At 36.1% G+C, this 25,033-nt stretch carries 22 protein-coding genes and 1 pseudogene; 16 read left to right on the top strand and 7 right to left on the bottom strand.

The window, feature by feature from the left end; genetic code table 11:
- The first annotated feature begins 39 nt into the window (after nucleotides 1–39).
- The 4 genes from JOE23_RS07100 (at nucleotide 40) to JOE23_RS07085 (ending at nucleotide 4,838) form a co-directional block, all read left to right on the top strand.
- A complete protein-coding gene (locus tag JOE23_RS07100; protein ID WP_204437017.1) occupies nucleotides 40–996 on the top strand; it encodes a carbohydrate kinase family protein in 957 nt (318 codons plus the stop codon).
- 15 nt (nucleotides 997–1,011) lie between these two features.
- A complete protein-coding gene (gene gtfA, locus JOE23_RS07095; RefSeq protein WP_204437016.1) occupies nucleotides 1,012–2,481 on the top strand; it encodes a sucrose phosphorylase in 1,470 nt (489 codons plus the stop codon).
- Between the two features lie 52 nt (nucleotides 2,482–2,533).
- The gene (locus tag JOE23_RS07090) at nucleotides 2,534–3,325 is read left to right on the top strand and encodes an alpha/beta hydrolase (RefSeq protein WP_204437015.1); all 792 of its coding nucleotides are present in this window, start codon (nucleotides 2,534–2,536) and stop codon (nucleotides 3,323–3,325) included.
- A gap of 511 nt (nucleotides 3,326–3,836) precedes the next feature.
- Nucleotides 3,837–4,838 carry a GTPase gene (locus JOE23_RS07085; protein WP_204437413.1) on the top strand — a complete coding sequence of 334 codons (1,002 nt, stop codon included), beginning with the start codon at nucleotides 3,837–3,839 and terminating at the stop codon, nucleotides 4,836–4,838.
- A 56-nt stretch (nucleotides 4,839–4,894) separates the two neighbouring features.
- On the opposite strand, the gene JOE23_RS07080 is transcribed toward JOE23_RS07085, so the two are convergent.
- A complete protein-coding gene (locus JOE23_RS07080) occupies nucleotides 4,895–5,125 on the bottom strand; it encodes a hypothetical protein (RefSeq protein ID WP_204437014.1) in 231 nt (76 codons plus the stop codon).
- 433 nt (nucleotides 5,126–5,558) lie between these two features.
- Here JOE23_RS07080 and JOE23_RS07075 point away from each other — a divergent pair, with 433 nt between their 5' ends.
- The 4 genes from JOE23_RS07075 to JOE23_RS07060 all read left to right on the top strand — a co-directional run bounded on the left by JOE23_RS07075 (nucleotide 5,559) and on the right by JOE23_RS07060 (nucleotide 10,146).
- Nucleotides 5,559–6,614, top strand: a complete 1,056-nt coding sequence (locus JOE23_RS07075) for an ABC transporter ATP-binding protein (RefSeq protein WP_204437012.1) — start codon at nucleotides 5,559–5,561, stop codon at nucleotides 6,612–6,614.
- Between the two features lie 214 nt (nucleotides 6,615–6,828).
- The gene (locus JOE23_RS07070; RefSeq protein WP_204437009.1) at nucleotides 6,829–7,857 is read left to right on the top strand and encodes an extracellular solute-binding protein; all 1,029 of its coding nucleotides are present in this window, start codon (nucleotides 6,829–6,831) and stop codon (nucleotides 7,855–7,857) included.
- Nucleotides 7,858–7,894: 37 nt separating this feature from the next.
- Nucleotides 7,895–9,580: an ABC transporter permease gene (locus JOE23_RS07065; protein WP_204437007.1), complete on the top strand. Its 1,686-nt coding sequence runs from the start codon at nucleotides 7,895–7,897 to the stop codon at nucleotides 9,578–9,580.
- Between the two features lie 101 nt (nucleotides 9,581–9,681).
- On the top strand, nucleotides 9,682–10,146 hold the full coding sequence (locus JOE23_RS07060) for an HAD family hydrolase (protein ID WP_204437005.1): 465 nt from the start codon (nucleotides 9,682–9,684) through the stop codon (nucleotides 10,144–10,146).
- A gap of 195 nt (nucleotides 10,147–10,341) precedes the next feature.
- Here the strand turns inward: JOE23_RS07060 and JOE23_RS07055 are convergent, their stop codons facing one another.
- The 4 genes and pseudogenes from JOE23_RS07055 to JOE23_RS07040 form a co-directional block, all read right to left on the bottom strand.
- Entirely contained in the window at nucleotides 10,342–11,052 is a 711-nt protein-coding gene (locus JOE23_RS07055) for an HAD family hydrolase (protein ID WP_204437004.1), read from the bottom strand.
- A gap of 18 nt (nucleotides 11,053–11,070) precedes the next feature.
- Nucleotides 11,071–11,373 (bottom strand): annotated as a pseudogene (locus JOE23_RS07050) (nucleotide pyrophosphohydrolase); the annotation flags it as partial.
- A 680-nt stretch (nucleotides 11,374–12,053) separates the two neighbouring features.
- Nucleotides 12,054–12,395, bottom strand: coding sequence for a nucleotide pyrophosphohydrolase (locus tag JOE23_RS07045; protein ID WP_204437003.1), 342 nt, complete (start codon nucleotides 12,393–12,395; stop codon nucleotides 12,054–12,056).
- Nucleotides 12,388–14,037 carry a DUF2075 domain-containing protein gene (locus JOE23_RS07040; RefSeq protein ID WP_204437002.1) on the bottom strand — a complete coding sequence of 550 codons (1,650 nt, stop codon included), beginning with the start codon at nucleotides 14,035–14,037 and terminating at the stop codon, nucleotides 12,388–12,390. The genes JOE23_RS07045 and JOE23_RS07040 overlap by 8 nt, the downstream gene beginning before the upstream one ends.
- Nucleotides 14,038–14,496: 459 nt before the next feature.
- Between JOE23_RS07040 and JOE23_RS07035 the strand changes: the two genes are divergently transcribed.
- The 8 genes from JOE23_RS07035 (at nucleotide 14,497) to JOE23_RS07000 (ending at nucleotide 23,088) form a co-directional block, all read left to right on the top strand.
- Nucleotides 14,497–14,889 (top strand): (deoxy)nucleoside triphosphate pyrophosphohydrolase, encoded by a 393-nt coding sequence (locus JOE23_RS07035; protein WP_204437001.1) that lies wholly within the window; start codon nucleotides 14,497–14,499, stop codon nucleotides 14,887–14,889.
- A 25-nt stretch (nucleotides 14,890–14,914) separates the two neighbouring features.
- Nucleotides 14,915–17,812: a DEAD/DEAH box helicase gene (locus tag JOE23_RS07030; protein ID WP_204437000.1), complete on the top strand. Its 2,898-nt coding sequence runs from the start codon at nucleotides 14,915–14,917 to the stop codon at nucleotides 17,810–17,812.
- A 235-nt stretch (nucleotides 17,813–18,047) separates the two neighbouring features.
- Nucleotides 18,048–18,641 (top strand): ABC transporter ATP-binding protein, encoded by a 594-nt coding sequence (locus JOE23_RS07025; RefSeq protein ID WP_204436999.1) that lies wholly within the window; start codon nucleotides 18,048–18,050, stop codon nucleotides 18,639–18,641.
- Between the two features lie 53 nt (nucleotides 18,642–18,694).
- Nucleotides 18,695–19,111 (top strand): NUDIX hydrolase, encoded by a 417-nt coding sequence (locus JOE23_RS07020; RefSeq protein WP_204436998.1) that lies wholly within the window; start codon nucleotides 18,695–18,697, stop codon nucleotides 19,109–19,111.
- Between the two features lie 327 nt (nucleotides 19,112–19,438).
- Nucleotides 19,439–20,020 (top strand): TetR family transcriptional regulator, encoded by a 582-nt coding sequence (locus tag JOE23_RS07015; protein WP_204436997.1) that lies wholly within the window; start codon nucleotides 19,439–19,441, stop codon nucleotides 20,018–20,020.
- Between the two features lie 47 nt (nucleotides 20,021–20,067).
- Nucleotides 20,068–20,772, top strand: a complete 705-nt coding sequence (locus JOE23_RS07010) for an ABC transporter ATP-binding protein (protein ID WP_338021902.1) — start codon at nucleotides 20,068–20,070, stop codon at nucleotides 20,770–20,772.
- A gap of 1 nt (nucleotide 20,773) precedes the next feature.
- Nucleotides 20,774–21,187, top strand: coding sequence for a hypothetical protein (locus JOE23_RS07005; protein WP_204436996.1), 414 nt, complete (start codon nucleotides 20,774–20,776; stop codon nucleotides 21,185–21,187).
- A 65-nt stretch (nucleotides 21,188–21,252) separates the two neighbouring features.
- On the top strand, nucleotides 21,253–23,088 hold the full coding sequence (locus JOE23_RS07000; protein WP_204436994.1) for an ABC transporter permease: 1,836 nt from the start codon (nucleotides 21,253–21,255) through the stop codon (nucleotides 23,086–23,088).
- A 313-nt stretch (nucleotides 23,089–23,401) separates the two neighbouring features.
- On the opposite strand, the gene JOE23_RS06995 is transcribed toward JOE23_RS07000, so the two are convergent.
- Together JOE23_RS06995 and JOE23_RS06990 are read right to left on the bottom strand one after the other, a co-directional pair.
- The gene (locus JOE23_RS06995) at nucleotides 23,402–23,542 is read right to left on the bottom strand and encodes a hypothetical protein (RefSeq protein ID WP_204436991.1); all 141 of its coding nucleotides are present in this window, start codon (nucleotides 23,540–23,542) and stop codon (nucleotides 23,402–23,404) included.
- 226 nt (nucleotides 23,543–23,768) lie between these two features.
- Entirely contained in the window at nucleotides 23,769–24,995 is a 1,227-nt protein-coding gene (locus JOE23_RS06990) for an MFS transporter (RefSeq protein ID WP_204436988.1), read from the bottom strand.
- Nucleotides 24,996–25,033 lie beyond the last annotated feature (38 nt).

Raw genomic sequence — 25,033 nt, 5'->3', positions numbered from 1 at the left:
AAAATTAAATATAACTCGAGTGCATGATAAGGAGAAAAAATGTTGAATTTTGAAGATAAAATTAACTTTACTAATAAAAAAAATGATGTATTAGCGATTGGTGAATTGTTAGTTGATATGATTTCTACAGACTATGGTGATAATTTTGAGAGTAATCAATACAGTCGGTTTTTTGGTGGGTCACCATCTAATATCGCGATTAATACGAGACGATTAGGCATTCATTCAATGGCAGTAGCGGCTGTTGGTAAAGATGGGCTTGGCGATTTTTTAATTAATTATTTAACCGAAGCACAATTAGATCCTTCATTTATCCAACAGGTAGATCACGCAACAAGTATGGTGCTCATAACCAAAAGCAAAGCTACCCCTGTACCGATCTTTTATAGAGGAGCAGATTACTATTTAGATTATAGTGAACAATTGGCTAAGTTAATCCAGGATTCAAAAATATTGCACTTCTCCAGTTGGCCGATTTCAAGAAGCCCAGCACGTCATACCATCGACAAATGTATAGAAGTAGCAAAGCAAAACGGTCTCTTGATTTGTTTTGATCCGAATTATCACCCTAAGCTGTTCTCTAGGGAAGAAGATGGTCCGGCATATGTAAAATCGATTATCAAACATGTTGATATTATTAAACCGTCGGAGGATGATGCGGAGCGACTGTTTGGCGAGGATAAACATGAAAATCAAGTTAGAAAATTTCTAGATTTAGGGGCGAAATTGGTGATTATGACTTTAGGGAAAGATGGTGCACTTGTCTCAAACGGAAGAGAGACGATTAAGTTTAGTAGTTATGCTTCAAATGTTGTGGATGCAACAGGTGCAGGAGATGCTTTTTGGTCAGGTTTCTATGCTGCCTTAGTGAAAGGTTATATGTTAAAGGAAGCGCTAGAATTAGGGCAGGCGGTTAGTGCATATAAATTAAAGGCTGTCGGTGGGGTAGTTGACTTGCCTAAATTAGAAGCCATCAAAGCAATGTACAAATTATAGAAGGAGGTAAATGAAATGGCATTAAAAAATCAAGTACAATTAATCACTTACCCAGATTCATTTGGAGGAGACTTACCTGCATTAAATCATTTATTAACCACCTATTTCTCGGACATTTTTAAAGGAGGCGTGCATATTTTACCACCATACCCGTCTTCGGGAGATAGGGGCTTTGCACCACTAACGTATTTAAAAATTGATGAAGCATTTGGTGGTTGGGAAGACGTAAAGGAAATCGGAAAAAACTTCGATGTCTTGCTTGATTTAATGGTTAACCATATGTCACAACAATCAGCATTCTTTCAGGACTTTTTGGAGAAAGGTGATCAATCGGACTACGCCGATTTATTTATTACTTTAGACAAGCTCTGGAAAGATGGCCAGCCGAGAAAAGAAGATATTGATAAAATGTTTCTTAGAAGGAAAGTGCCTTATTCCACATTTCAAATTAAATCGACGGGTGAGGATGTTAAGGTATGGACCACATTTGGTCGTGAAACACCTTCCGAACAAATTGATTTAGATGTGCATTCGGAGGTATTTAAAAACTTAATAAAAACATTTTTCGAAAATTTTAGTAATAATAATGTCAAGATAGTAAGATTAGATGCTATCGGCTATATTATTAAAAAAATAGGGACAAGTGGCTTTTTTGTTGAACCAGAGATCTATACATTTTTAGATTGGATAAAGCAATTAGCAGATTCGTTTAATATTGCTTTATTGCCTGAAGTTCATGCGCATTATTCAATCCAATATAAACTGGCTGAACATGGCTTTTGGATTTATGATTTTATATTACCTTACATGGTTCTTGATACGTTAATAAACCGTAACAGTCAAGGATTATACTATTATTTGAAAGATCGTCCAGCTAATCAATTTACAATGTTAGATTGTCATGATGGTGTCCCTGTTAAGCCAGACCTGGATGACTTGATTGATACTAAGGAGGCAAAGGCATTAGTTGATCACTGCTTAGCTAAAGGCGCAAATTTAAGTTATATTTTATCAGATGAGCATAAAGATGATGATGGTTTTGATGTCCATCAAATTAGGGGATCATACTACTCGTTATTGAAAAGCGATGATGACGCGTATTTAGCTGCAAGAGCCATTCAATTTTTTGTGCCAGGGATTCCGCAAGTTTATTATGTAACATTATTGGCGGAAGAAAATGACATGGAGAAAGTAGAACTAACTGGTGAAGGTCGAGAGATTAATAGACACAATTTTACCACGAGAGACGTAGAACAGGCGTTAGAGAAAGAAGTGGTTCAACGGTTGTTGAAACTAATAAGATTTAGAAATGAATACCCGGCATTCAATGGCGCGTTCAGCATGGTCGCTTCTAATAAAGATTTGGTTCAACTTTCTTGGGAAAAGGGGGATAGCCGTTGTACGTTACTTATTGATCTTAAGACATATAAAACAGAAATAAATTACATTGATGAAAACAATCAGAACGCGACATTGATTGTGTGATCGTTGGTGCTATTGATGTTAATGACTTAAATGAATAAGGAGTGTTTTAATCATGGCTTTACTACAAGTAAGTTATTTTTCCGATGCTATGCAAAGAGAAGTGACCTTTAATGCACTTATTCCAAAAGATATGAGAAAAGAAGCTGGCCAGAAAGTGAACGATCATCATGCAATGAAGTCTCTATATCTCTTACATGGTTATTCAGGTAGCTTCACAGATTGGCTAACTTTTGCAAATGTTAGAGAACTGTCGGAGAGGTACCAGATTGCTATATTTATGCCTTCGGGTGAAAATCACTTCTATGTCGACGATACCGATAAGAACAATTTATATGGCGAATATATCGGAGCGGAATTAGTTGAATACACGAGAAGTATGTTTCCAATCTCTGACCAAAAGGAAGATACCTTTATTGGTGGTTTATCAATGGGGGGTTATGGTGCGATTCGAAATGGCTTGAAATATCCAGAAAATTTCGGGAAAATTATTGCGCTTTCCTCAGCCCTGATCACATATAATATACAAAATGCCAGCCCTGATTATGCTGATGGTGTCGCTGATTACCAATACTTTACGAGAGTCTTTGGTGATCTTACGAAACTTAAAGGTAGCGATAAAGACCCTGAGGCGTTACTCGCTCAATTAAAGAAAGAAAATAAAACGATCCCACACATTTATATGGCATGTGGAAGTGAAGACTTTCTGTTAGATGTCAATCATAGATTGCGTGATTTTCTAAATAGTGAAGATATTGATTTTACCTATGTTGAAACACCTGGTGAACATGATTGGACATTTTGGAATACCTATATTGAAAAGTCACTGGCATGGGCGCTTCAATAGGTGAAGGCGACGACTTGGATCATCCTGTATCAGTGAAATATCACACAGGGAGTATTCAGCTAATGGAAGCCGATTAAAGGGGTATATTAAGTAACAGTAAGCAGATCCCCTATGGAATAAAGAAAGTAATCTTGTAATAAGCCAACCGCGCCAAGAAGACCACTTGTATTGTTTTAGTGGTCTTCTTTCACATCGATCTACTTACTCTCTCTATTTTCTTGCCAATATGACCGGATTTACCTACCCCTTTGACGATAACTTTACTTTAAAAGTATACTCGGATTACTTAATAAGCTAACAATAAAATCAAATAAAATCCTCTCCTTGAAATTCAGCTGAATGATCGAGTGAGGCTATATGGGTAGGGATCTGTCTGGTTGTGAGTGGGATGATAGTAGAGTAGATCGTGGTTATCGATATTTTGCTAGAGCTTAAACTTAAACCTTTGAAAATTAAAAGAACAGTTGTAAACTATAGTTATGTGGTATTTACGGAGAGGGGTGTGGTAACAATGGCGAGCTTTAGTGATAGTGAATTTGAGGAAATATATGAGAAAGAGCTAAATGCTATAAATGAACAGCTCGAAAAAGAGATTATCTTCGCTATGATTGGTGATGTTAATGCTGGCAAGTCTTCGACAATTAACCGCTTAATGGGTGACGATTTAGCCAGTGTCGGTGCACAACCAGGAGAAACAACAGGCATTGAAAAGTATAACTACAAGGATAAAATTATCTTTGCAGATACGCCGGGCTTAGATGACGTTAATAAAGAAAATTCACAAGAAACATTGCATTTCTATAAAGAAGCAGACATTGTGCTCTTTTTTCTTAATGCAGCAGGAACTGTTTTTTCTGAAGGAGAGAAGAAAGCCTTAGAGAAAATTGAAGCAGTAAATAAGAATATTATTATGGTATTAAATAAAATAGATGCGGCAGAAGATATTTCTAACCTCGTTAAGTATATCCAAGACCATACGAAACACAAATATAAGGTAACCCCCATCTCTTCTAAAACCGGAGAGAACATTGATATGCTAGCAAGTCATATTTTAGATATTTTAAAAAGCAAAAAAAAAGACGTTCTCTTCGCAAAATATTTAAAAGAAAAAGCCGCGATTTCTAATAAATGGATAAATGCAGCTGCAACCTCAGCAGCAGCTGTCGGGGCTGCGCCTCTTCCTGGTGCTGATATCATTCCACTAACTGGCATACAAGTCGGGTTATTGGTAAAGCTAGCCACATTATATGAAAAGCCAATAACAAAGGATCGCGCGAAAGAATTAACGATTGCGACTTTAACCGGTAACATTGGCAGAGGTGTATTTCGTCAAGTAACTAAACTTATTCCAGGTGCAGGCACCATTGCGGGCGCTAGTATTGCTGGCAGTATGACGTTGGGATTAGGCCACTCCATTAAATATGCCTATGAAAATAATATTGACCTAGATACCACAGGGTTAAAATCAATTTATGCTGCGTTTATGCGTGATAAGCAGAAAATAGTGAAATGATAATTCAATACATGATTTTTTAAAACTATTTATTTAAACACGCGTTAAATGCATTGCTACTTATCTCTTTTATACTTAGTTACTTTAATAATTAATGAGGTTATAAATGTCAAAGCAATAATAGTTAAGATAACATTCGTGTACATTAATGTACGATTTAATTCACTTAAGTAACTATTTACATCCACTAATTGTCGTTGGGTTTTATCAGCTAAATCTGTAACACTGTTAACTAAGCCATTCCAATTTTCCGTTGAAATTTCAAACATTAGATGTATACCTTCCATTATAATTTCCATTATTACACCATAAATTTAATACCCATATAATACATTTATCATTATCAACGATCATAATGTCTTTCTGTAATTCTAAAGGGATGGAGAAGTTTAGAGATAGAAAAATAACATTTTTTGAAATGGACTATTTTCGATAACAGAAGCCAAGTCTCGTATACGTCGAATAATGGTATAATCAGGTTGTCTATTTTCCCCTCCCATATAAATATGGAAATCTTTTAAAATAAATACTGAACGCTCTTCTTCCCATCGTTTAGTTTAGAAGAGTGAATAATTGCCGATGTGGACTTAAATGAGTTTGTTACATCACTAAAAACCTTCTAATGTCCGTTATTGCACTTAAGTTGTGCCTATGCTAAAATTTGATAGTGAATCTCATTCTCATTCGAAGGATGATAAAACATAGGGGGGTTGCTTAATTATGAGTTATATTCAATTGGATAACGTAACGAAGTATTATAATCGAGCAGCTACACCTGCAGTCGATCAATTAACTCTTGAAATATCAGAGGGTGAAATTATAACTTTATTAGGACCGAGTGGTTGTGGTAAAACAACAACACTCAGAATGTTAGCAGGATTTGAGAAACCTACAAGTGGCAGTATTCGAATTGGTGACGAGATCGTTTGTGACGATCATCGCTCTTTACCATCTGAAAAAAGAGGGATAGGCATGGTGTTTCAAGATTATGCCTTATTTCCATTTTTAACGATTGAAAAAAATATAATGTTTGGCTTAAATAAATGGAAAGCTCGAGATAAGAAAAAACGTGTTTATGAAGTGCTTGAGTTAGTTGGTTTAGCGGGCTTTGGCGACCGTTTGCCCAATGAACTATCTGGAGGTCAGCAACAACGTGTTGCTTTAGCACGTGCATTAGCACCCAATCCCAAAGTTATCTTAATGGACGAGCCGTTTAGCAATTTAGATGCTGGACTAAGAGAAAAAATGCGTTTGGATGTTACGACAATCTTGAGAAAAGCTAACGCAACTGCAATTATTGTGACTCATGATCAGAAAGATGCGTTTACAGTATCTGATCGTGTTGTCGTCATGAATGAAGGAATTATTCAACAAATTGCATCACCTAAAGAGATTTATCGTTGTCCGGTTAATTGCTTTGTTGCGCAATTTGTTGGTAAAACCAATTTGGTATCCGGAAGGTTATGTCCAGACTTGAAACACGTTGAGACGCCTTTTGGTCGTGTTTGTGTACCTCAACAAACAAATAAAGAATTTGAAAATGTTCTCGTGTCCATTCGTCCTGAAGGTTGTCGCCTTGCGGAATATGGACGTTATTCTGGTATAGTCGAACGCACCACATACAGTGGTGAGTATCAAGAACTGCATGTTCGATTACAATCAAGTGACCATTCTAATCAACCAATGGTTATTTATGCACCAGTTGAACAAGAGATTGAAATCGGTAATACTGTTACATTTAATATAACGCCTGAATTAGTGGCTTTAGTTAATTAAAATTAAATAATCATTTATAAGTGCCTGGTTTTCTTAATGGAAATTAATATGGAGAAGTGTAATTTTCTTAAATCTAAGCATTTATTGTGGTAGAAATTAAGCATTCAAAACCTTATTGACAATGATTATCATTTAGGGTAAACTAAACACCGCTAGTGAGAATGAATGTCATTATCGGGAGATAAAATTTATTTTACAAGGGGGAAACATCATCATGAAGAAATCAATTAAATCTTTGATGTTTATAGCATCGTTAATGTTGTTAGTAATCTTAGTAGCTGCATGTGGTCAAGGAGATGAAGACGAGCTTGTCGTTTACTCAAGCCGTAACGAAAGATTTGTACAACCGTTACTTGATAAATTTTCTGAAGAAACAGGTATAACAGTTAGAACTTTACATGAAGCGGATGCCCTTCAATTAAAAGAAGAAACCGGTAATGTGCAAGCTGATATTTTTATTTCAAATGACATTGGTGCATTAGAATATTTGCGTATGGAAGCCTTATTAGCAAGCTTTGATGGAGAAGGTGTTGAAACCATCGAAGCACCATATCGTGCAGATGACAATTCTTGGATTGCAATATCAGCAAGATCTCGTGGTTTCATTTATAATAAAGATATGATCACGGAAGAGGAAATGCCAAAAACAATGGAAGCATTAATGGATGAAGAATTTGAGGGACAATTTGCTATTACTCGCGGTGGCAATGGAGGTATGATTGGTAACGTCTCTGCATTGCGTAATGAGTGGGGAGATGAAATGACAGCTGAGTGGATAGAGGCGATTAAAGATAATGCAGCAGGCATTTATAGTGGTCATGGCGATATTCGTCAGGCAGTTGGTGCAGGTGAGCATCCATTTGGTTTAGTAAACAACTACTACTATCACCAACAGTTAGAAGAACCGACCAATAATAACGTTGGTTTCATTTATCCTGATCAAGGAGAAGGAGAAATGGGCGTTATTGCCAACGCTGCAGGTGTAGGGCTTGTAAATGGTGCGCCAAATGAAGAAGACGCCAAAGCGTTTATTGAGTGGTTACTTTTACCTGAAAATCAGTTGGAATTCGTTGGAGAGTCTTTAGAAATCCCTATCAATACTGATTTAGAGCCTCCATATGAACATGCTGTTAAATTTGCAGATTTAAAAGTTCAACAAATGCCGTTAAAAGATCTCGGGAAATATTTTGAAGATACGAAAGAACTTATCGAGCAGTCAGGTTTAGACCTTGAACTAAGATAATTTCGATTTTGGTTTTTCGGCTTAGGAGAGAGCATACATGAGTGAAGATCATCAAAATCATCATCAATCAAATAATGATAAAAATGTCAAGGCTGGAGAAGATACTTCTCTAGCCGTTCTCCGTTTCTTAAGGAGAAAGTGGATGGACAGTTGGCATGGAAATCCACCAGGTAAAGTATTGTTTTTATTTGGTTTGTTGACTGGACTCATAATGTCTATACCGATCATTTATGTTATCTGGCAATCACTATTCGCAGGTATTGATCGGTGGAGGCGTCTGCTCGATGATCGGATCCCACAGCTTTTATTGGATACGTTCTCGCTAACCGCTGCGGTTACTTTATGTGCTGTTTTGATTGGCGTCACATTATCTTGGATTGTTGTGCGTACGGATATACCTGGTCGGAAAATATGGCAGTGGCTATTAGCACTCCCATTAGTTATTCCGCCCTATGTAGGGGCGATGACATATATTATTGTCTTTGGTCCAAGTGGTTGGGTGAAAAACGCTTGGCGAGAGGTCCCGTGGTTAGTGAATATGTTCGATGAATATCCGATAAATATCTATTCATTTTGGGGTGTGTTCTTTGTACTAACCATGTTTACATATCCTTATGTATTCTTAATAGCAAGTGCTTCGCTGCGCAAGATGAATCGTAACTTTGAAGAAATTGCCCGCTCACAGGGGATGAATACGAGACAAATCTTTTGGAAGGTGAACTTACCTTTTTTACGGCCGGCAATTGGTGCGGGAGCCATCCTCATCGCTTTATATGTCTTATCTGACTTTGGTGTCATTGCAATGATGCGCTATGTTACATTTACGGCTGCTATTTATTTTCAACGAGCCAGTTTTGACACGGCTTCGGCCTCTATCTTAAGTTTAGTCCTTATGTTGCTAACGATTATTATTCTATGGATCGAAGTGAAAACAAGGAAGAAAAGTAAGTATTACCAAACGTCTAATACTTTTAAAGAACCGAATGTCTTATCACTTGGTAAATGGAAAATACCAACACTTATTTATGTTTGTATTATTTTCTTTGTTTCGGTGGTATTACCAATCATTGTGCTTGTTTATTGGTCCGTTATTGGAATAGGTAGAGGTGCCCTGGATGCACGGTTTTTTGGGTTTGCTTGGAACAGTTTACGTATATCTTTATTCGCTTCTTTACTGTGTATGGTACTATCTATGCCAATTATTTATTTAAAGTCAAGATACCCTTCTGTAATCTCAAGTTCAATAGATCGGTTGAGTTATGCAGGCTATGCTTTACCGGGTGTTATTGTTGCTTTAGGGATGATCTTTGTCTTTAATAACCACTTACCCGCTTTGTATAATACGTTTTATATGGTTGCTATTGCCCTGGTTATCCGTTTTTTACCACAGGCGATGCAAGCGGGAGAAGCATCATTAAGTCTTGTATCACCTCGTATTGATGAAGCGGCCCGAAGCTTAGGGCATCCCCCTTGGAAAGTTATGTTTAAAGTGATTCTACCTTCGATTTTGCCAGGGGTATTAGCAGGCGGTGCGCTTGTCTTTGTGAGTTCGATCAAAGAGCTACCCGCAACACTTATGTTGCGCCCGCCAGGGTTTGATACGTTAGCCGTGAGAGTGTATGTAGAAGCGAATGAGTCCTTTTACTATTTAGCGGCACCGGCGGCTTTAATTATTATACTGATATCCATTATTCCACTAAGGTATTTGTTAAAAAAATATTAGATAGATGTTTAATTATTAAAGGTCCGTTTTATCGAGAATGCCCCAGTTTTGAATATAATGTTGGGAGAAAGAGGAAGACAAATTTTAAGGGAGCGTCTGTTATGAAAGCAATTATTTTTGATTTTGATGGAACCTTAGCGAATACTTTACCGATTTGTTTTTATGCTTTTCAAAATGTTTTTCAAAAATTTGATAATAAAGACCTTTCTCCTGAAGCCATTAAGGCAATGTTTGGTCCGTTTGAAACAGGCATTATAAAAGAAAATCTATTAAATGCTAATAAAGAGCAGGCAATTGAATGGTATTATGAAAAATATGCAGAACATCATCATGCGTTAGTCGAGCCTAATAATGACATTGTTAATTTAATAAAATTTTTAAAAGAAAAAGGATTAAAATTAGGAATAGTGACTGGAAAAGCAAAAAGGAGTTTGGATATTTCTTTAGAAGCACTTCAAATGGAAAATATCTTTGATGTTATTATAACAGGTGATGATGTCATTGAACCGAAACCAAATCCTGAAGGGATAAATAAGGCGCTATCTATATTACAATATTTTCGATAGAGCCACATATCTCATTTAATCGTGTTTCTGAGTTTATTGATTATTTTAATAGAGGTGTTCCTGATACGTTATAAAACGATGGGAAGGCCAGTGAGATGTTTTTATCTTTTGTCCTTGAACGTTACTAATCGGGTAAATTGAGCCTTCTCTTTTTAAAATGGTATAATTATAGTCCTATAACAACCATAAAACATGCTAGTTAATACGAGCTCTAAAAAACTTAAATAATTCAGCAGCACTATACACAACTTTATCAGGACTAATAGTGCTATTAGGCGCTTGTTCATGCTTTCTATGATTGATCCACACGGCTTTCCACCCAACTTGCTTTGCACCAACAATGTCCTTCTCAAACGAGTCACCGACGTATACGGTTTGTTTGGGATCACAATTTAGTTTTTTTTCAACTATTTTAAAAATACCTGATTTGGGCTTTGCAATGCCATATGTTCCTGAGACAAAGATATTTTCTTCTGGAATCCAATTGGTTAATTCAAGTTGTTTTATTTTCATTAGTTGATGTGATTCTTCGCCATTTGTTAGGATAGCGAGTTGTACGTCTAGTTGGGCAAGATGATTAAGCAGCTCCTCTACTTCAGGAAACAAGCGAATATTAGCTTGAGCCTGCTTGTAGCTTTCATGAAAGGCAAGTGCTTGTTCATCATTAATCTGAATGCCATAATCGGCTAACGCTTTGGCAATGCGCCCTATCTGCCACTCTAAAACTGAAATTTCTCCAGCTTCACTCTGATCAAAAAGGATTTCACTGTATTTTCGACTCGTTCGGTAGATAGTATCTATCTCGTTATAGCTCCAAGACGACTTAATTAGACTTTTAAACGTCTCGTGAAATGATAGTGCTTGATCGTACAAGGTATCGTCAACATCAAAGATAATGGTTTTCATGGCTGTGTCCTTTCCAAATCAAGATAGATCACTATATTTTTCTTTTCTCCCTTTAGCTCTATCAATCGGATACTTCTGATTATTTTTCTCCAGTTTTGCTTTAATAATGGCTTCTAAGTCGAGTTCTAGATCTGAACAAAGCATAAGTGCATAAATAAGAACATCTGCAAGCTCATCCTTCATTCCAGATAAATTACTCGCTACGGCCTCCTCGCTCGTTCTCCATTGAAAGTTCTCCAGTAATTCTGCTGCTTCTAGTGATAAGGAAAGAGCAAGATCCTTTGGGTTATGAAATTGCCGCCAATCACGCTTCTTTCTAAATAATCAATATGGTAGAGAATTCAGTGAGTGCAAATGTGACAAAATCCATCATTTCACTACCCTAACTTGCGTTGAACAAGTTTTGAATTTACTCTTTTATTGTACTATGTGCATAGCGCCATTATTACCGTCAAGTATTTGTCGATCGCCGACTACTAAGTTTAAGAACCATGCATGTCGCTAACTTATTTAGCGGGTCTTAGTTTTAAAAATAACAGCACGACGATCTTACTAAATGTAAGTGCTATACTTACTAAAACTATAATTGGTACACAGTATATAATGAGAATAATGTAATTATAATCATCAGTTATTTTTATATTAATATAAACGTAAAATATATTTAGAGTGATTAAAGAAAACGGATTCAAAGAGTCAACGCCCCAATGAATGAGGAACTTTGGGTATTTCAAACACAAAAAATTGAAACCTAGATAAGTAATAATAGTAATAGAAATCGCTATTGCGATAACAACGCCCATATAAACAACCTTTCTGAAAAAAATAATTCATCAACATTAATAGGTGTACGATTTATATTAAATTAAAAGTGTAGGTCGATAAAAAGCCGACATGTATATATTGTGATAAAAAGCATTTTATCGGTATTGAAATTATTGATCGTATAGGGTATCGTCAACATCAAAGACAATCGATTTCATAGCTGTATCCCTTCCGAATTAAGATAGATCACTATATTTTTCTTTACTCCCCTTCGCTTTATCAATCGGATATTTCTGATTATTCTTCTCCAGCTTTGCTTTAATAATGGTTTCTAAGTCGAGTTCTAGATCTGAACAAAGCATAAGTGCATAAATAAGAACATCTGCAAGCTCATCCTTCATTCCAGATAAATTACTCGCCACGGCCTCCTCGCTCGTTTTCCATTGAAAGTTCTCCAGTAATTCTGCTGCTTCTAGTGATAAGGATAGGGCAAGGTCTTTAGGGTTATGAAATTGGCGCCAATCCCTTGCCTCTCTAAAACGATTAATTTCCTCGATTAGTGCATTGATATCAGACATGTTTCCCCTCCTCTTGAAGTGCTAGTAATTTTTTTCTCAGTTTATCATCCGTTGCATAAATGTATAGACCATGAATACCGCGCTTCATTAAAACATTTAACGAATTCAGGATAATCTCAATTTTCAAGTGCTCATTCTCGGACTCTGATAGGTCCTGTCTTTTTCGATAAGCTTCGGTATCTTTATATTTTTTAGGGTTAATGACAAGTTGATCTGTGTGTGGGTCATAGCTTATCGATGGACCTATAATCACACCAACATAATTCAAATCAAAACCCTGTACCGTGTATATGGAACCAACCTCTCTAACCGTAGACGCTTCCTCTGCCCAGGTCGTTTTGGTGCTGGTTGTATTCCAAGGCAATTGAATACCACCTTCATCAACAAGATAGGTATTACCGTCTTTTTTGTGCAAGTAATCAAAGGTAGAAACAAGTCTTGATAAGCCATGTGCTTCATTTTGCTTAAAAATAGCTTCTTTAATAGCTTGGCTGCTTTCAAACACTTTTAGCTCAAACCCCTCTAACTTGTTAGGAATAGGTACCAGCCGGTTCTCCACAAATGCATCAATCCAAGTGGGGACAGCCTCACTCGCCTGAATTCTGAATTGGTCGGTTAAGTGATAAACGGTTGTTTTATGCTGCTTCGTCATTTCCCTAATGCTCGCTTCATTCCAATAGCTTTTAATTTTAAGAAACTGCTTCGGATCGAAAATAATGACAGTAACTTTACTGCGTTTAATAATCTCTTCTAGATGATTTTGATAATTAAAATTGTTATATGTGTCTTCCTTGCTCAACAACAGGTGTGCTTCATCAACTAGGACAACATCGGCAGCTTTAATTGACCCTTTATCCACTTTGTTAATAAATGATGTTGGCTTTAGAAAATGACTTTTCTTCAGATTAGGCAAGCTACTCGCGATACTCTGATAGGTTTTAATCATTTCTCCATGATTAACTAATAGATAGTTATTTGTTTTATATAATGGCGAACTTGTGTCTTTCGAATAATCTTGTAATGTATTAAATAACGAGCTAAGTACAACACTCTTTCCTGTACCTGCCTCACCTTTTATTAAAAAGACATGCTGCCCGTCTTTATGAATCTGCTTATTGCAATAGTCGAGAATATCCTCTTTTACCTTTAGTTGGCTGGCTGAGAGTGACTTGTAGGGTGATAGTTTAAAAACATCCTTGTTTTCAAGAACGTCTATTTCCTCTTTTACAATGTTTCTGCTCTTGAGTCCAGACCAAATCTCTCTAAATACTTCTCGATGGTAATAGTGTTTATCGAAATAATTATGTACTTGGCTATTGGTTGTTTGACTCATGTTTTGCAGCTGATACTTACTGTCAGCAATAAAATAGTTAATCAGATTTGTTTCAATATTATAGGTAGCGGATTGGTTGAATTTTTGATAGCCAATAATTAACGTAGCATTCAGTTTTTTTCGTTGTTGATCCTTCAGGTGCTGCTGAATCCGTTGCTTCGCATGCACGGTTTGGCCAATATAAGCCATTGGTTTTTGATCATTGTTATAAATAATGTAGACAACGGGATAATCATCAATAAATGTGCCCTTAATCGTATCCATCGCTTCTTTCGTAAATGGCTGTTCTTTAAAAATGATGTCTGACATGATTGAAAGCTCCTAACCAAGTATTATCAAGACTATCATAGCATAATTGAGTAGGGAACTGTAGGCTCGTATTGACGAAACATGAGCTATGCCTGCAACCTACACTGAACTTTATCTGAACATGAATAGGCGCTAACTGTTGTATTCAAGAAAATACTTCTTTCTCCAGCAGAGACTATATCCAAAAATTCACCCTATCAATTTGTGTTCTATTATTGGATCCTTTTTGCTACTCAATTAATTAGCTGTCAATTAACGTTAAACTATCTTTTTCTAAATTATTTTTACTAAGAAAGTTGATAAACACCCCAGTTGTTGGGGGAATAACTCATCAACGAATATTAAAAAAATTCTCAATATTAAACTGCAATGCTCAGAACGTCAGAATAAATAGCTCTATCAAAAATATCCCAATCTTTGCTATAATAAAGTAAGTGAAAACATTCAGGAGTGAGCGAGATGACAAAAAAAGATATCCATGTCGTAGGAGCGGTTATCATTAAAGAAAATAAGATCTTATGTGCACAGCGTGGTGCATCTAAGCTCTTACCTTATAAATGGGAGTTTCCAGGTGGGAAGATTGAGCGGAATGAAACACCGCAGGAAGCTTTAAAACGAGAGGTTATTGAGGAACTGAACTGTGAAGTTAGCGTAAATGATCAGGTAGAGCATACGGCTTATGAGTATGATTTTGGGATCGTCCATCTTTCCACTTATCGCTGCCAATTACAAAAAGGCGAGCCAGTCTTAATCGAGCACGAAGCATTTAAGTGGCTTGAAAAAGATGAGCTGGCAACGTTAGATTGGGCAGCGGCGAATAGACCGACAGTCAAGAAGCTACAAAGCACATAAGGTGCAATTGCAAGGGGGGATGGGTATGGAAAATTTCTTAAGGCATTTAGAAGATTCACTACATAAGGGATTTATTAACCGGGAGTATGGCAAGGTGGATACATATAAACCAAAACTACTAGTGAATAATACACGCACTGATGAAAATGTTCTTTCCTCCTTGCTTGAGGAATTAAATGACTGTCAATCATTTTTTTTCTCGGTTGCTTTTATTACAGAAAGTGGGCTCGCCACACTCAAAACGCGGTTGCTAGCTTTAAAAGAAAAGGGAATAACAGGAAGAATTCTAACATCAACTTATTTGAGCTTTAATCAACCTAAAGCATTTAAAGAGCTGCTTAAAGTTACAAATGTTGAAATTCGACTAACTGATCTTCATGGTTTTCATTCAAAAGGTTATATTTTTGACCGTGGTCATTATTTTACATTAATAGTTGGTAGTTCTAATCTTACTGCTGCTGCATTGAAACAGAACTATGAGTGGAATGTGCATTTGACGTCACATGAGAACGGCGATGTTATTCATCATTTTAAACATCAATATGAAGAGGTATGGGGGCAGTCAGTTCCATTGACACAATACTGGATTAACGAATATGAGAAATCGTATCAGTCCTCAAAGTATCAAGCGCCGACGAAAGTGGCGGAACTGCCATCGAATTATCATGTTAATTCGATTGAAGCGTCAGTAGTTGTTGAACCAAATCAAATGCAAGAAGCAGCGTTAGAACAGATTGAAGCACTTCGAAATCATGGAAGTCAAAAAGGATTAGTCATTTCAGCAACTGGAACGGGTAAAACATATTTGGCAGCTTTCGATGTGCGCAGATTTGCACCGAAGCGGATGTTATTTGTCGTCCATAGAGAGCAAATTTTGCGCAAAGCGAAAGCAGATTTTCAGCGGGTACTAGGTGGAATAGATCGTGATTTTGGTATTTTAGCTGGGAAAAATAAAGATCTGGATGCAAGATACTTGTTTACATCGATTCAAACGTTAGCAAAGCAAGAAATGTTAATGAGTCTTGACCCGAAAGCATTTAATTATATTTTAGTAGATGAAGTACATAAAGCAGGGGCAGAGTCATATCTAAAAGTACTAAATTATTTTAATCCGGAATTTTTGTTAGGTATGACAGCAACGCCAGAACGAACAGATGATTTTAATATCTATCAGCTTTTCGATTATCAGGTGGCTTATGAAATTCGACTTCAGGAAGCGCTCAATGAAGACATGCTGTGCCCCTTTCATTACTTTGGTGTCACGGAGCTTGAATACAATGGTCAATTGATAGATGATCGTGCAACCCTGACTACTTTAGTTACAAACGAGCGGGTTGATTATATCATTGAAAAAATCAATTACTATGGTTTTTCAGGTGAATATGTTAAAGGGCTCATTTTCTGCAGTCGTACAAAAGAAGCTAAGAAGCTATCGGAAGCCTTTAATGTTAAAGGATTTCGGACGGCAGTACTTACTGGTGCGGACAATCAGAAACAACGTTTTCAAGCAGTAAATGCTTTGGAACAAGGACAGTTAGATTACATTATGACAGTTGATATCTTCAATGAGGGGATTGATATCCCAAGTGTAAATCAAGTCGTGATGTTGAGACAAACTCAATCAAGTATTGTCTTTATTCAGCAACTAGGTCGTGGTTTGCGCAAGCATGAATCAAAGGAATTTGTCACGATTATTGATTTTATTGGTAATTACAAAAACAATTATATGATCCCACTTGCACTCTCAGGCGACCAGTCACTAAACAAAGATAATATTCGTCGTCATACGCATGAAACAAGCTTTATTAAAGGTGTTTCTACGATTAATTTCGAAAGTAAAGCTAGAAAGCAAATTTTCAAATCTATTAATAGAAGTCACCTTACCGAATTAAAGCGTTTAAAAGAAACTTATTTCCAATTAAAAAATCGGTTAGGAAGAATCCCTTTTTTAGTCGATTTTATTTCTAATCATTCTATTGATCCAACAGTGCTTGTTGATAAGTATGGGAGCTATTATGTTTTTTTATTAAAGTTAAATGAAATAGGTCCACTGTTAAACACTTACGAGCAAGGGGTTATCATGATGATTTCAATGGAGTTACTGAATGGAAAAAGAAAGCATGAATTGCTATTGTTAAGAGAACTGCTGGAGAAGGATAATTTGAGCAAAGATGCTTATAAAAAACTGCTAGCAGTTGAACAGTGTTCAAATGATGATCAAACGTTGCATTCTGTTGAGCGAATTTTGGACTTATCCTTCTTCACTCAGACATATCGAAAAAAGTATGGCGTCCAAGCTATTATTAAGCTGTTAGAGAACGGGTTTTATACATTTAATGAAACCATTCGCGATCGGATAATAGCCAATCCTTACTTTAAACAGACATTAGCAGATGTATTATCAGCTGGTTTAGCTCGAAGCAATCGATATCACACCCAGAACCCATTAACACGCTATGAGAAATATACTAGGAAGGATGCTTGTAGATTACTGAATTGGGACAATGATGAAAGTGGAACTATCTTCGGCTACAAAACCAAGCATCAGACATGCCCAATTTTTGTGACTTACGATAAGGATACCGGAGTGGAGTCAAGTGTGAACTATGACGATCAATTTTTAAGTCAAGAAGTTTTGAAATGGTTTACTCGAAGTAGGCGCACGCTACAATCTACGGAAGTCCAAAAGATCGTTCAGGCACAAGAGCAAAAGATAGCCATTCATCTGTTTGTAAAGAAGAGTGATGATGAAGGAAAAAGTTTTTATTATTTAGGTCAAGCACTTCCTGATCAGCACTCTATTGCACAGGCCAACATGCTTAACGAGAATGGAGAAGCACTCCCGGTTGTGCATATGAACATGATTTTAGCCAAACCTGTTGATACGAAAATTTATCATTACTTAGTTTCTAGTGATGGATAGAAACAATATTGTCAAATTAAACGTGTCTAAATTAAAATTTTATTTTTTTTAATTCACTCGCAGGCCTTTTCTTGATTATTTACTTACACTATAGCGTAGGGAATGACATGTCATGCTCAAAAAATCCTCAAGCAATACTGGAAAGAAAACACGTTGGCGTTGTTTTTAACAAGCATAGAATCAGGTGGGATTATTCTCTCAACTGTCTATTTAGCCATGATCATGAATAGCTTGATTGATCGAAGTCAATGAAAAGCGCATTACTATACCAAATATGACGTTTAAGAAAAGGAGAAAGTATGCCATTATTGGAAAAAGTGGAACAGGGAAATCTACCTTTCTAAATATTTTGGTTCGAAATTTATCTGGATACGAGGGAAATATCACGATCGATAACATAGAAATTTCTCAGATTGATTTGGAAGATTATCGTAGCAATATGGTATACGTTCCACAAAGGAACTATGTATTTGATATGACGCTAAAGGAGAATTTAACTTTAGAAGACAATTTTTCTAATGCGAATGTGAAGGAAATCATTGAAAAAATGGATCTGATGGAGCAATATATAGAATCTGATAAAACATTAGGCACCTTAGGAAATAACCTTTCCGGTGGACAAGTGCAAAGAGTGGGGCTTGGTAGGGGATTTCTTCATGCGAAGGACATTCTCATTATTGACGAAGGAACCAGTAGCTTAGATCCAAAGACGTCCTATTTGGTTGAACAAAACATTTTATCACATGCAAATTTGACAGTAATTTTTATAACCCATCATTTAAATCCAGAACTGCGCCATTATTTTAATGATATTTATTCTTTTTCTTGAAAGGCAAGAGCGAAAAGAAAACGTTTACTTCATATAAGAAAGTAGGGCAAAAAATGACATGTGCATACACGATCACGTCGGGAGCTGTTGTTGTTAATCAACATGACAAAATACTACTAAAGTTGGATCCAAAGCGTGGATGGGAGCTCCCGGGAGGTCATGTGGAACCAGAAGAAACGTTTAAGGAAACCGTTATAAGAGAGGTGAAAGAGGAAACTGGGATTGACATTGACCTGATAAAATTTTGTGGCGTTTCACAAGAAGTAAGGAAAGGCATTTGTAACATGTGGTGGTTAGCCGTATCAATTAGTGGTAAACCTCAAACAAGTTCAGAAAGTCTAGAAGTTGCTTTTTTTGATGTGGAGGAGGCTTTACAGCTCATTACACATGATGAATTCAAGCAAGAACTGTTAGCATGTTTAAATCAAGATGAACACCCTTTTTTACTTAATTTTTATGGGAAATTTTAATTCACAGCTATCCGTTAATCTAAAATATTTTTATAGCGACTAAACGGGGGCTGCAGATAGTGTGAAGCCATTCAAACAAGAGATACACTTTTATATTTTTTTACATTGGCTCAAAACGCCATTCAAGTATTCTATTCATATTCAATAAAGTCCAACATAAAGCTTCCTAGCTACGGTTCAATAATGTAGAATATATATTTCATTACAGTCCTCCGATGTGTTAATTAAGATAAGGGTTATTAATTGATAACCCCTAACATTTTTTGTATAATATAAATGACTAAAAAAATTAATTTAGTCATTTATAAATTAAAAGGTGTGATAAACGTGTCAAGGGGTTTCAGTGAAGACGAAAAAAGAGAAATTAAGAAGAAACTAATTGTTTCATTTGAAGAACAGCTAGCAAAAAGTAATATTTCAAAAATAAGCATTGACGATCTTGTTTATAGAGCTGGTATTTCCAAAGGCTCATTTTATGCTTTTTACCCATCAAAGGAATTACTTTTTGTCGACGTTGTTCATCATGTTCAAGAAAAATTATTGATGAAGGCCAGTGAAGTATTAGCTGATGATAGACAGTCTAAGAAAAAACGGTTAAAAGACATGTTCTTTATCATCTATCACCACATAGAAACATATCCATGGTTGCTTAAGCTTACCTCGATTGAATACGAAAAATCGATTAGAAAGCTACCATCAGAACTAAGAAATGAGCTTATATCCCAAGATAATAAGGACATTGAAATGGTTTTAGAGCAATTAGATATTGAAACAGATTTATCTTTAGATGAGATATCGGCTGCCTTAAGAACCATTTTATTTTCAATAGAATTTAATAATAAACCGAAAAGCAAAGAGGGTGTATCACTATTAATTAATGGGTTGATTGATCAAATTATTAATGATTAGCTTTGCTAAAACGATCCGCATTCAATAATCAAAGGAGAGAAGAAAAAGTGAGCCTTATGGTTGAAGTAGAAAATTTATCAAAAGTTTACCAGATGGGTGAAGTCAAAATTGATGCGTTAAAAAATGTTTCATTCTCAATTGATAAAGGTGAATTTGTCGTTGTTTTAGGAGCAAGTGGTGCAGGTAAAAGTACTTTATTGAATATTTTGGGCGGAATGGACAAAGCGACGTCTGGAAAAGTAATGATTAGTGATGAAGACATCAACACTTATTCAGATAAGGAATCTACCATTTATAGAAAAGAGAAAGTCGGCTTTGTTTTTCAGTTTTATAACTTAATAAATAATTTGACAGCCTTAGAGAACGTGGAATTTGCCAGTGGATCTATTAAAGATAAACTTAATGCTGAGTCAACTTTAAAGAAAGTCGGGTTAGAAGAGCGGATTCACAATTTTCCTGCTCAATTATCTGGTGGAGAACAACAAAGAGTTTCTATTGCCAGGGCAGTTGCTAAGAATCCTGATATGTTATTATGTGATGAGCCAACTGGTGCCCTTGATCATATAACCGGAAAATCGGTACTTCAGTTACTATTGGATATTCATCAAGACTATAACAAAACAATTATCGTTATTACGCATAATCAAGCTATCTCATATTTAGCTGATAAAGTGATTAAGATGAAAAGCGGTGGGATAGAAGACATTATTAAAAATGCTGACAAAAAAAATATTGATGAGGTAGAGTGGTAAGATGAATCATTCATTCAAAAAATTTATCAGAGACACTTTAGGCAACAAAGGTCAATTTATTGCTATTACATCTATTATTGCTATTGGAATAGCTTTTTTGACTGGTTTATCAGTGGCCTATCGAGACATTAATGATTCGATAGATGATTATTATCAAAATGCTAATTTAGCAGATTACTGGTTTATGTATGATGCGATTGATCAATCAACCATTCGTGACTTGGAGCTAGTTGAAGGTGTTAAGAATGCAGAAGGAAGAACAAAGTTGATGGCAGCTACTGATAACGAAAAAGAAATCTTGTTGCATTCTACTACAGAGGATACTGAGATCAATCAACCTTTAGTCACAGAAGGGCAATTACCAACAGGTTCAGATGAGATTGCATTGGATCAGGATTTCAGGCTAATCAAATAAGTATTGAAGATGATTTTACCTTAACGATTAACAATAATGACATAACATTTACTGTAAGTGGATTGTTGAGTGCAGCTGAGTATATGTATATGGTTACTGACAGTGCGCAACCTGTTCCGGATCATGAGAATTTTGGAATAGCTTGGGTGAATGAAGACTATTTTGATTCTATTGCATTTAATGAAGTGATGATAACTACCGAAGAAGATATCAATGAAGAGCAACTTTTGCAAGATATAGAGGAGAAATCAGAACCTTCTTCGCTACTATCAACAACTAAGCAACAACAACATGTGAGTTATAATATGGTGGATAGTAAAGTAACCACCATAAAAAATATGCGATTTGCCTTGCCTGTTTTGTTTTTCTTAATAGCAGCTGGCATATCCTTTATTAGTATGGGACGACATATTGAAACGGAAAGGTCACAAATAGCCATCTTTAAAGCACTTGGAACGAAAAAAGTGTTCATTTTAATTCACTATCTTTTCTATCCAACCATTACCACATTAGCTGGAACTGTAATAGGCACAGCAGTGGGTACGACCATATTTCCTAATGTTTTAATCTCTACACTTTCAGTACTCTTTAGTTTACCAGATATCACAGGGCAGGGCTTTATTATGTATGCTTTAGGTGGTTTTTTAATGGCTCTGGTGTTAAGTGGCTTGGCTACCATTTTAGCGTGTAGGTTAATTTTTAAAGAAAATCCTGCTCAAGCACTTAGGCCGAAACCGCCTAAGAGTGGGAAAAAGGCGTTGATAGAGAGGCTGCCAATAGTAAAAAACAAATTATCATATTTACACCTGTTAATTATCCGTCAAATGACAATGAACAAGAGAAGGTTTTTATTAAGTAGTTTTGGCATTTTGGCCTGTACGGGACTAACTATTGGGGCGTTAGGATTGAAGTTTGCATTTGATGATGTTATTGATACTGAATTTAATCAAGTTAAAAATTATGATATTAGTGCCTCTTTAGTTGAACCTAAGCCCATTGAGGAAATTGACAACTACGAGTTAGAGGATGCTTCATTTCCAAGTCCCTATACGTCAGGTTCAGTTACAATAGATCGTGATATTGAAACCACCTATCATGTCATTGATCATAACAATCACGATATTAACTTATTTCACCTTGATCAGGAGATCGACTTGAATGATCATGGCATAGTCATCTCGGAAAAATTAGCAACTGAACATAACATTAAAGTTGGGGATACACTTTCTTTGAGTGTTTTTACCCCAACCAATACAAGTGAAGAGCTAGATGTACAGGTAAAAGAAGTTTATACGAGTTATACGAGTCAAGGTATTTATTTGACTTATGATTACTTAACAGCAAATGATGTAACCCTTCCTGTTACTAGGCTTTTTTATTCAGTTGAACAACCCAATCATTTATCTGAATTAAAAACTGAATTAGCTGAATATGAAGACTTAACAAGAATAGCACTTAAGCGTGATCAAGAAGAAGACTATCGATCAGGTTCCGAATCGATTAACTCCATTATATTAATCATGATCATTGCTTCGATTATCTTAGTAATCGTCGTTCTATACAATATAAGTTCAATAAACATTTTTGAAAGAAGGCGAGAAATTGCTACTCAAAAAGTATTGGGCGTACTTCCTGGTGAAATAAACAAACAAATTCTGACGGAAAATATAATTCTAACGACCTTATCAGTGTTATTAGGTATGGTCTGTGGACATTTTATTTACAAATGGTTAAGTGAAGCCATTATTCCAGAGGAAATGGCTTTTCCACAAAATATAAATTTAATGTCAATTCCAATAACGATCCTTATTGTCTATGTATTTACTTTACTTGTTAACCTCTTCTTAAAGAGAAGAATTAAGAAAATACAAATGGTGGAGTCATTGAAAAGTGTCGAATGATTTTATCGCTAAATAAAGAAGCAGAAGTCCTTCTGTAACAAAATTTATCTTAATCGCAGATGGTCCGTAAAACCCCCACCTCAAAAAGGAGAACATCTGTAAATTTATTGAGGTGAATGATAACGGACGCAAATGTCCAGATTCACTCAACTAAACATCAGTGGGCGAAGGACGAAAGCGCCCACTGATTGAAGGTTCATTTTTATGTATACGCCATATCTGACATTGCAGGAGAACAGCTGTTAGTTGTTCTCCTGCAATGTCAGTCCTTGCGTACATTATAGTTTCATATCGGCGCCATCGCTTTGACAGATTAAGTATGTTTACTGAGTAACAACCCACTCATTGTAACACCGATAATTAAGAAAAGTGCACGCTTGGTGAATAAGTAACTGATACATCCCATAAATAAGACAAGCATTGAAAGTGCAATTTTTGTTTTTGTCTTAGACATTGTAAATCGCCTCTCTTTATAAGGGTGTAATATAAATTTTTTCAGTTCATTTTGTTAATGTATTGTAATTTGTTCTTAGAATATAATCAAATGAAAGTTTAAAGACATTCACATGGTCATTTGTGAGTGTGCTGCCTAAAAAATTACAGGATAATGAGAGTCGGAAAAGTGAATATCTTATTAGCTATTTTTGAACAGTATTACATTGAAGCTCCTCACTAACCATCTACGCCGATAAATTATCATCCTTTTCAATTTTAGATGTATCAATAAACTTAAAATACGGCAGAGCCATACCTAATAACGAAATCGTACAAATAATAGACCCTATCATTAAATACAATGGTCGAACACCCCAGACATTACTCAAAGCCCCACCAGCTAGGACGCCTAAAGGCATACTACCCCTGATAATTAATAGCCTTACGGAGAAAATTTTCCCCATGAGATGATGTGGAATGCTTTTTTGGCAGAGTGTTGTATTATGAACGCTGAAAATAGCCATAACGATTCCACCCAATACCTCTGTTGTCATACCGAATGCAATACTTGTATTAAAGAAAAGGGCAATAAAAGTTAATCCACCGATAAATAATGAGCCTAGCATTAATCGTCTGCGACTTTGATAGTGTATTTTTCCAACGAGCATGGCTCCTATAATGTACCCGATAGGGAAACCTGCCATAAAATAACCATACTGCGCATAGCTTCCATTTAATACCTCTGTAATATAAGGAAGTGTGGTCACCATCGTGACACCTACACCGAACTGAACAATACTTAAAAAAACACCTAGCCAAACAATAACGGGTTTTGTAAAGAAATAAGCGATCCCTGTCCCAAATTCTTTTAACCATGGTTTTCTAACCTGCTGAATTTCCCTAGACTCGTGAATAAATAGCAATGCAAAACCACTTAGCATGAGTAAGATGCTGACTAAAATAAGGGTGGGTGTTACACCAGTAGATTCAACGACGATTCCAGCAAGAAGGGGAGCTACAAATGACATTAATTTTACCGTTCCATCTATGTAGGCATTTGCCGTTTCTAAATGCTCCTTAGAGACAATGGCTGGGGTTAAGGCATGATTGGCTGGGACATATAGTGGTGTAATTAACCCCACCACCATTTGTACCATATAGATATGCCAAGGTGAAAGTGACTCCGTCAATAAAGAAAACAGAGGAATTAGGAAAATAATGCCCCTCGTCCACTGAGAAAAGATCATCACCCACTTTCGGCTCCAGCGATCGATAAAAGGGCCGATGAATAATTGGAGAATCAACGAGGGTATAAAGTATAATAACCACATACTCCCCAAGGCCATTGTAGAACCTGTTAATTGATAAATTAAAACAGAATTGCAGAAGGTTCCAAATGCGCCACCTAATTCGGAAATGCCGTTTCCAATGAATATAGAGACAAAGGACTTGTTTCTCAATATGGATGTCATCTTTAATCCCTCCTTTATCACAGATAACCGGCCGTAAA

The sequence above is a fragment of the Amphibacillus cookii genome, assembly GCF_016908375.1.
Taxonomy (GTDB): domain Bacteria; phylum Bacillota; class Bacilli; order Bacillales; family Amphibacillaceae; genus Amphibacillus_C; species Amphibacillus_C cookii.
This window is presented reverse-complemented; position numbering and strand designations above follow the sequence as displayed.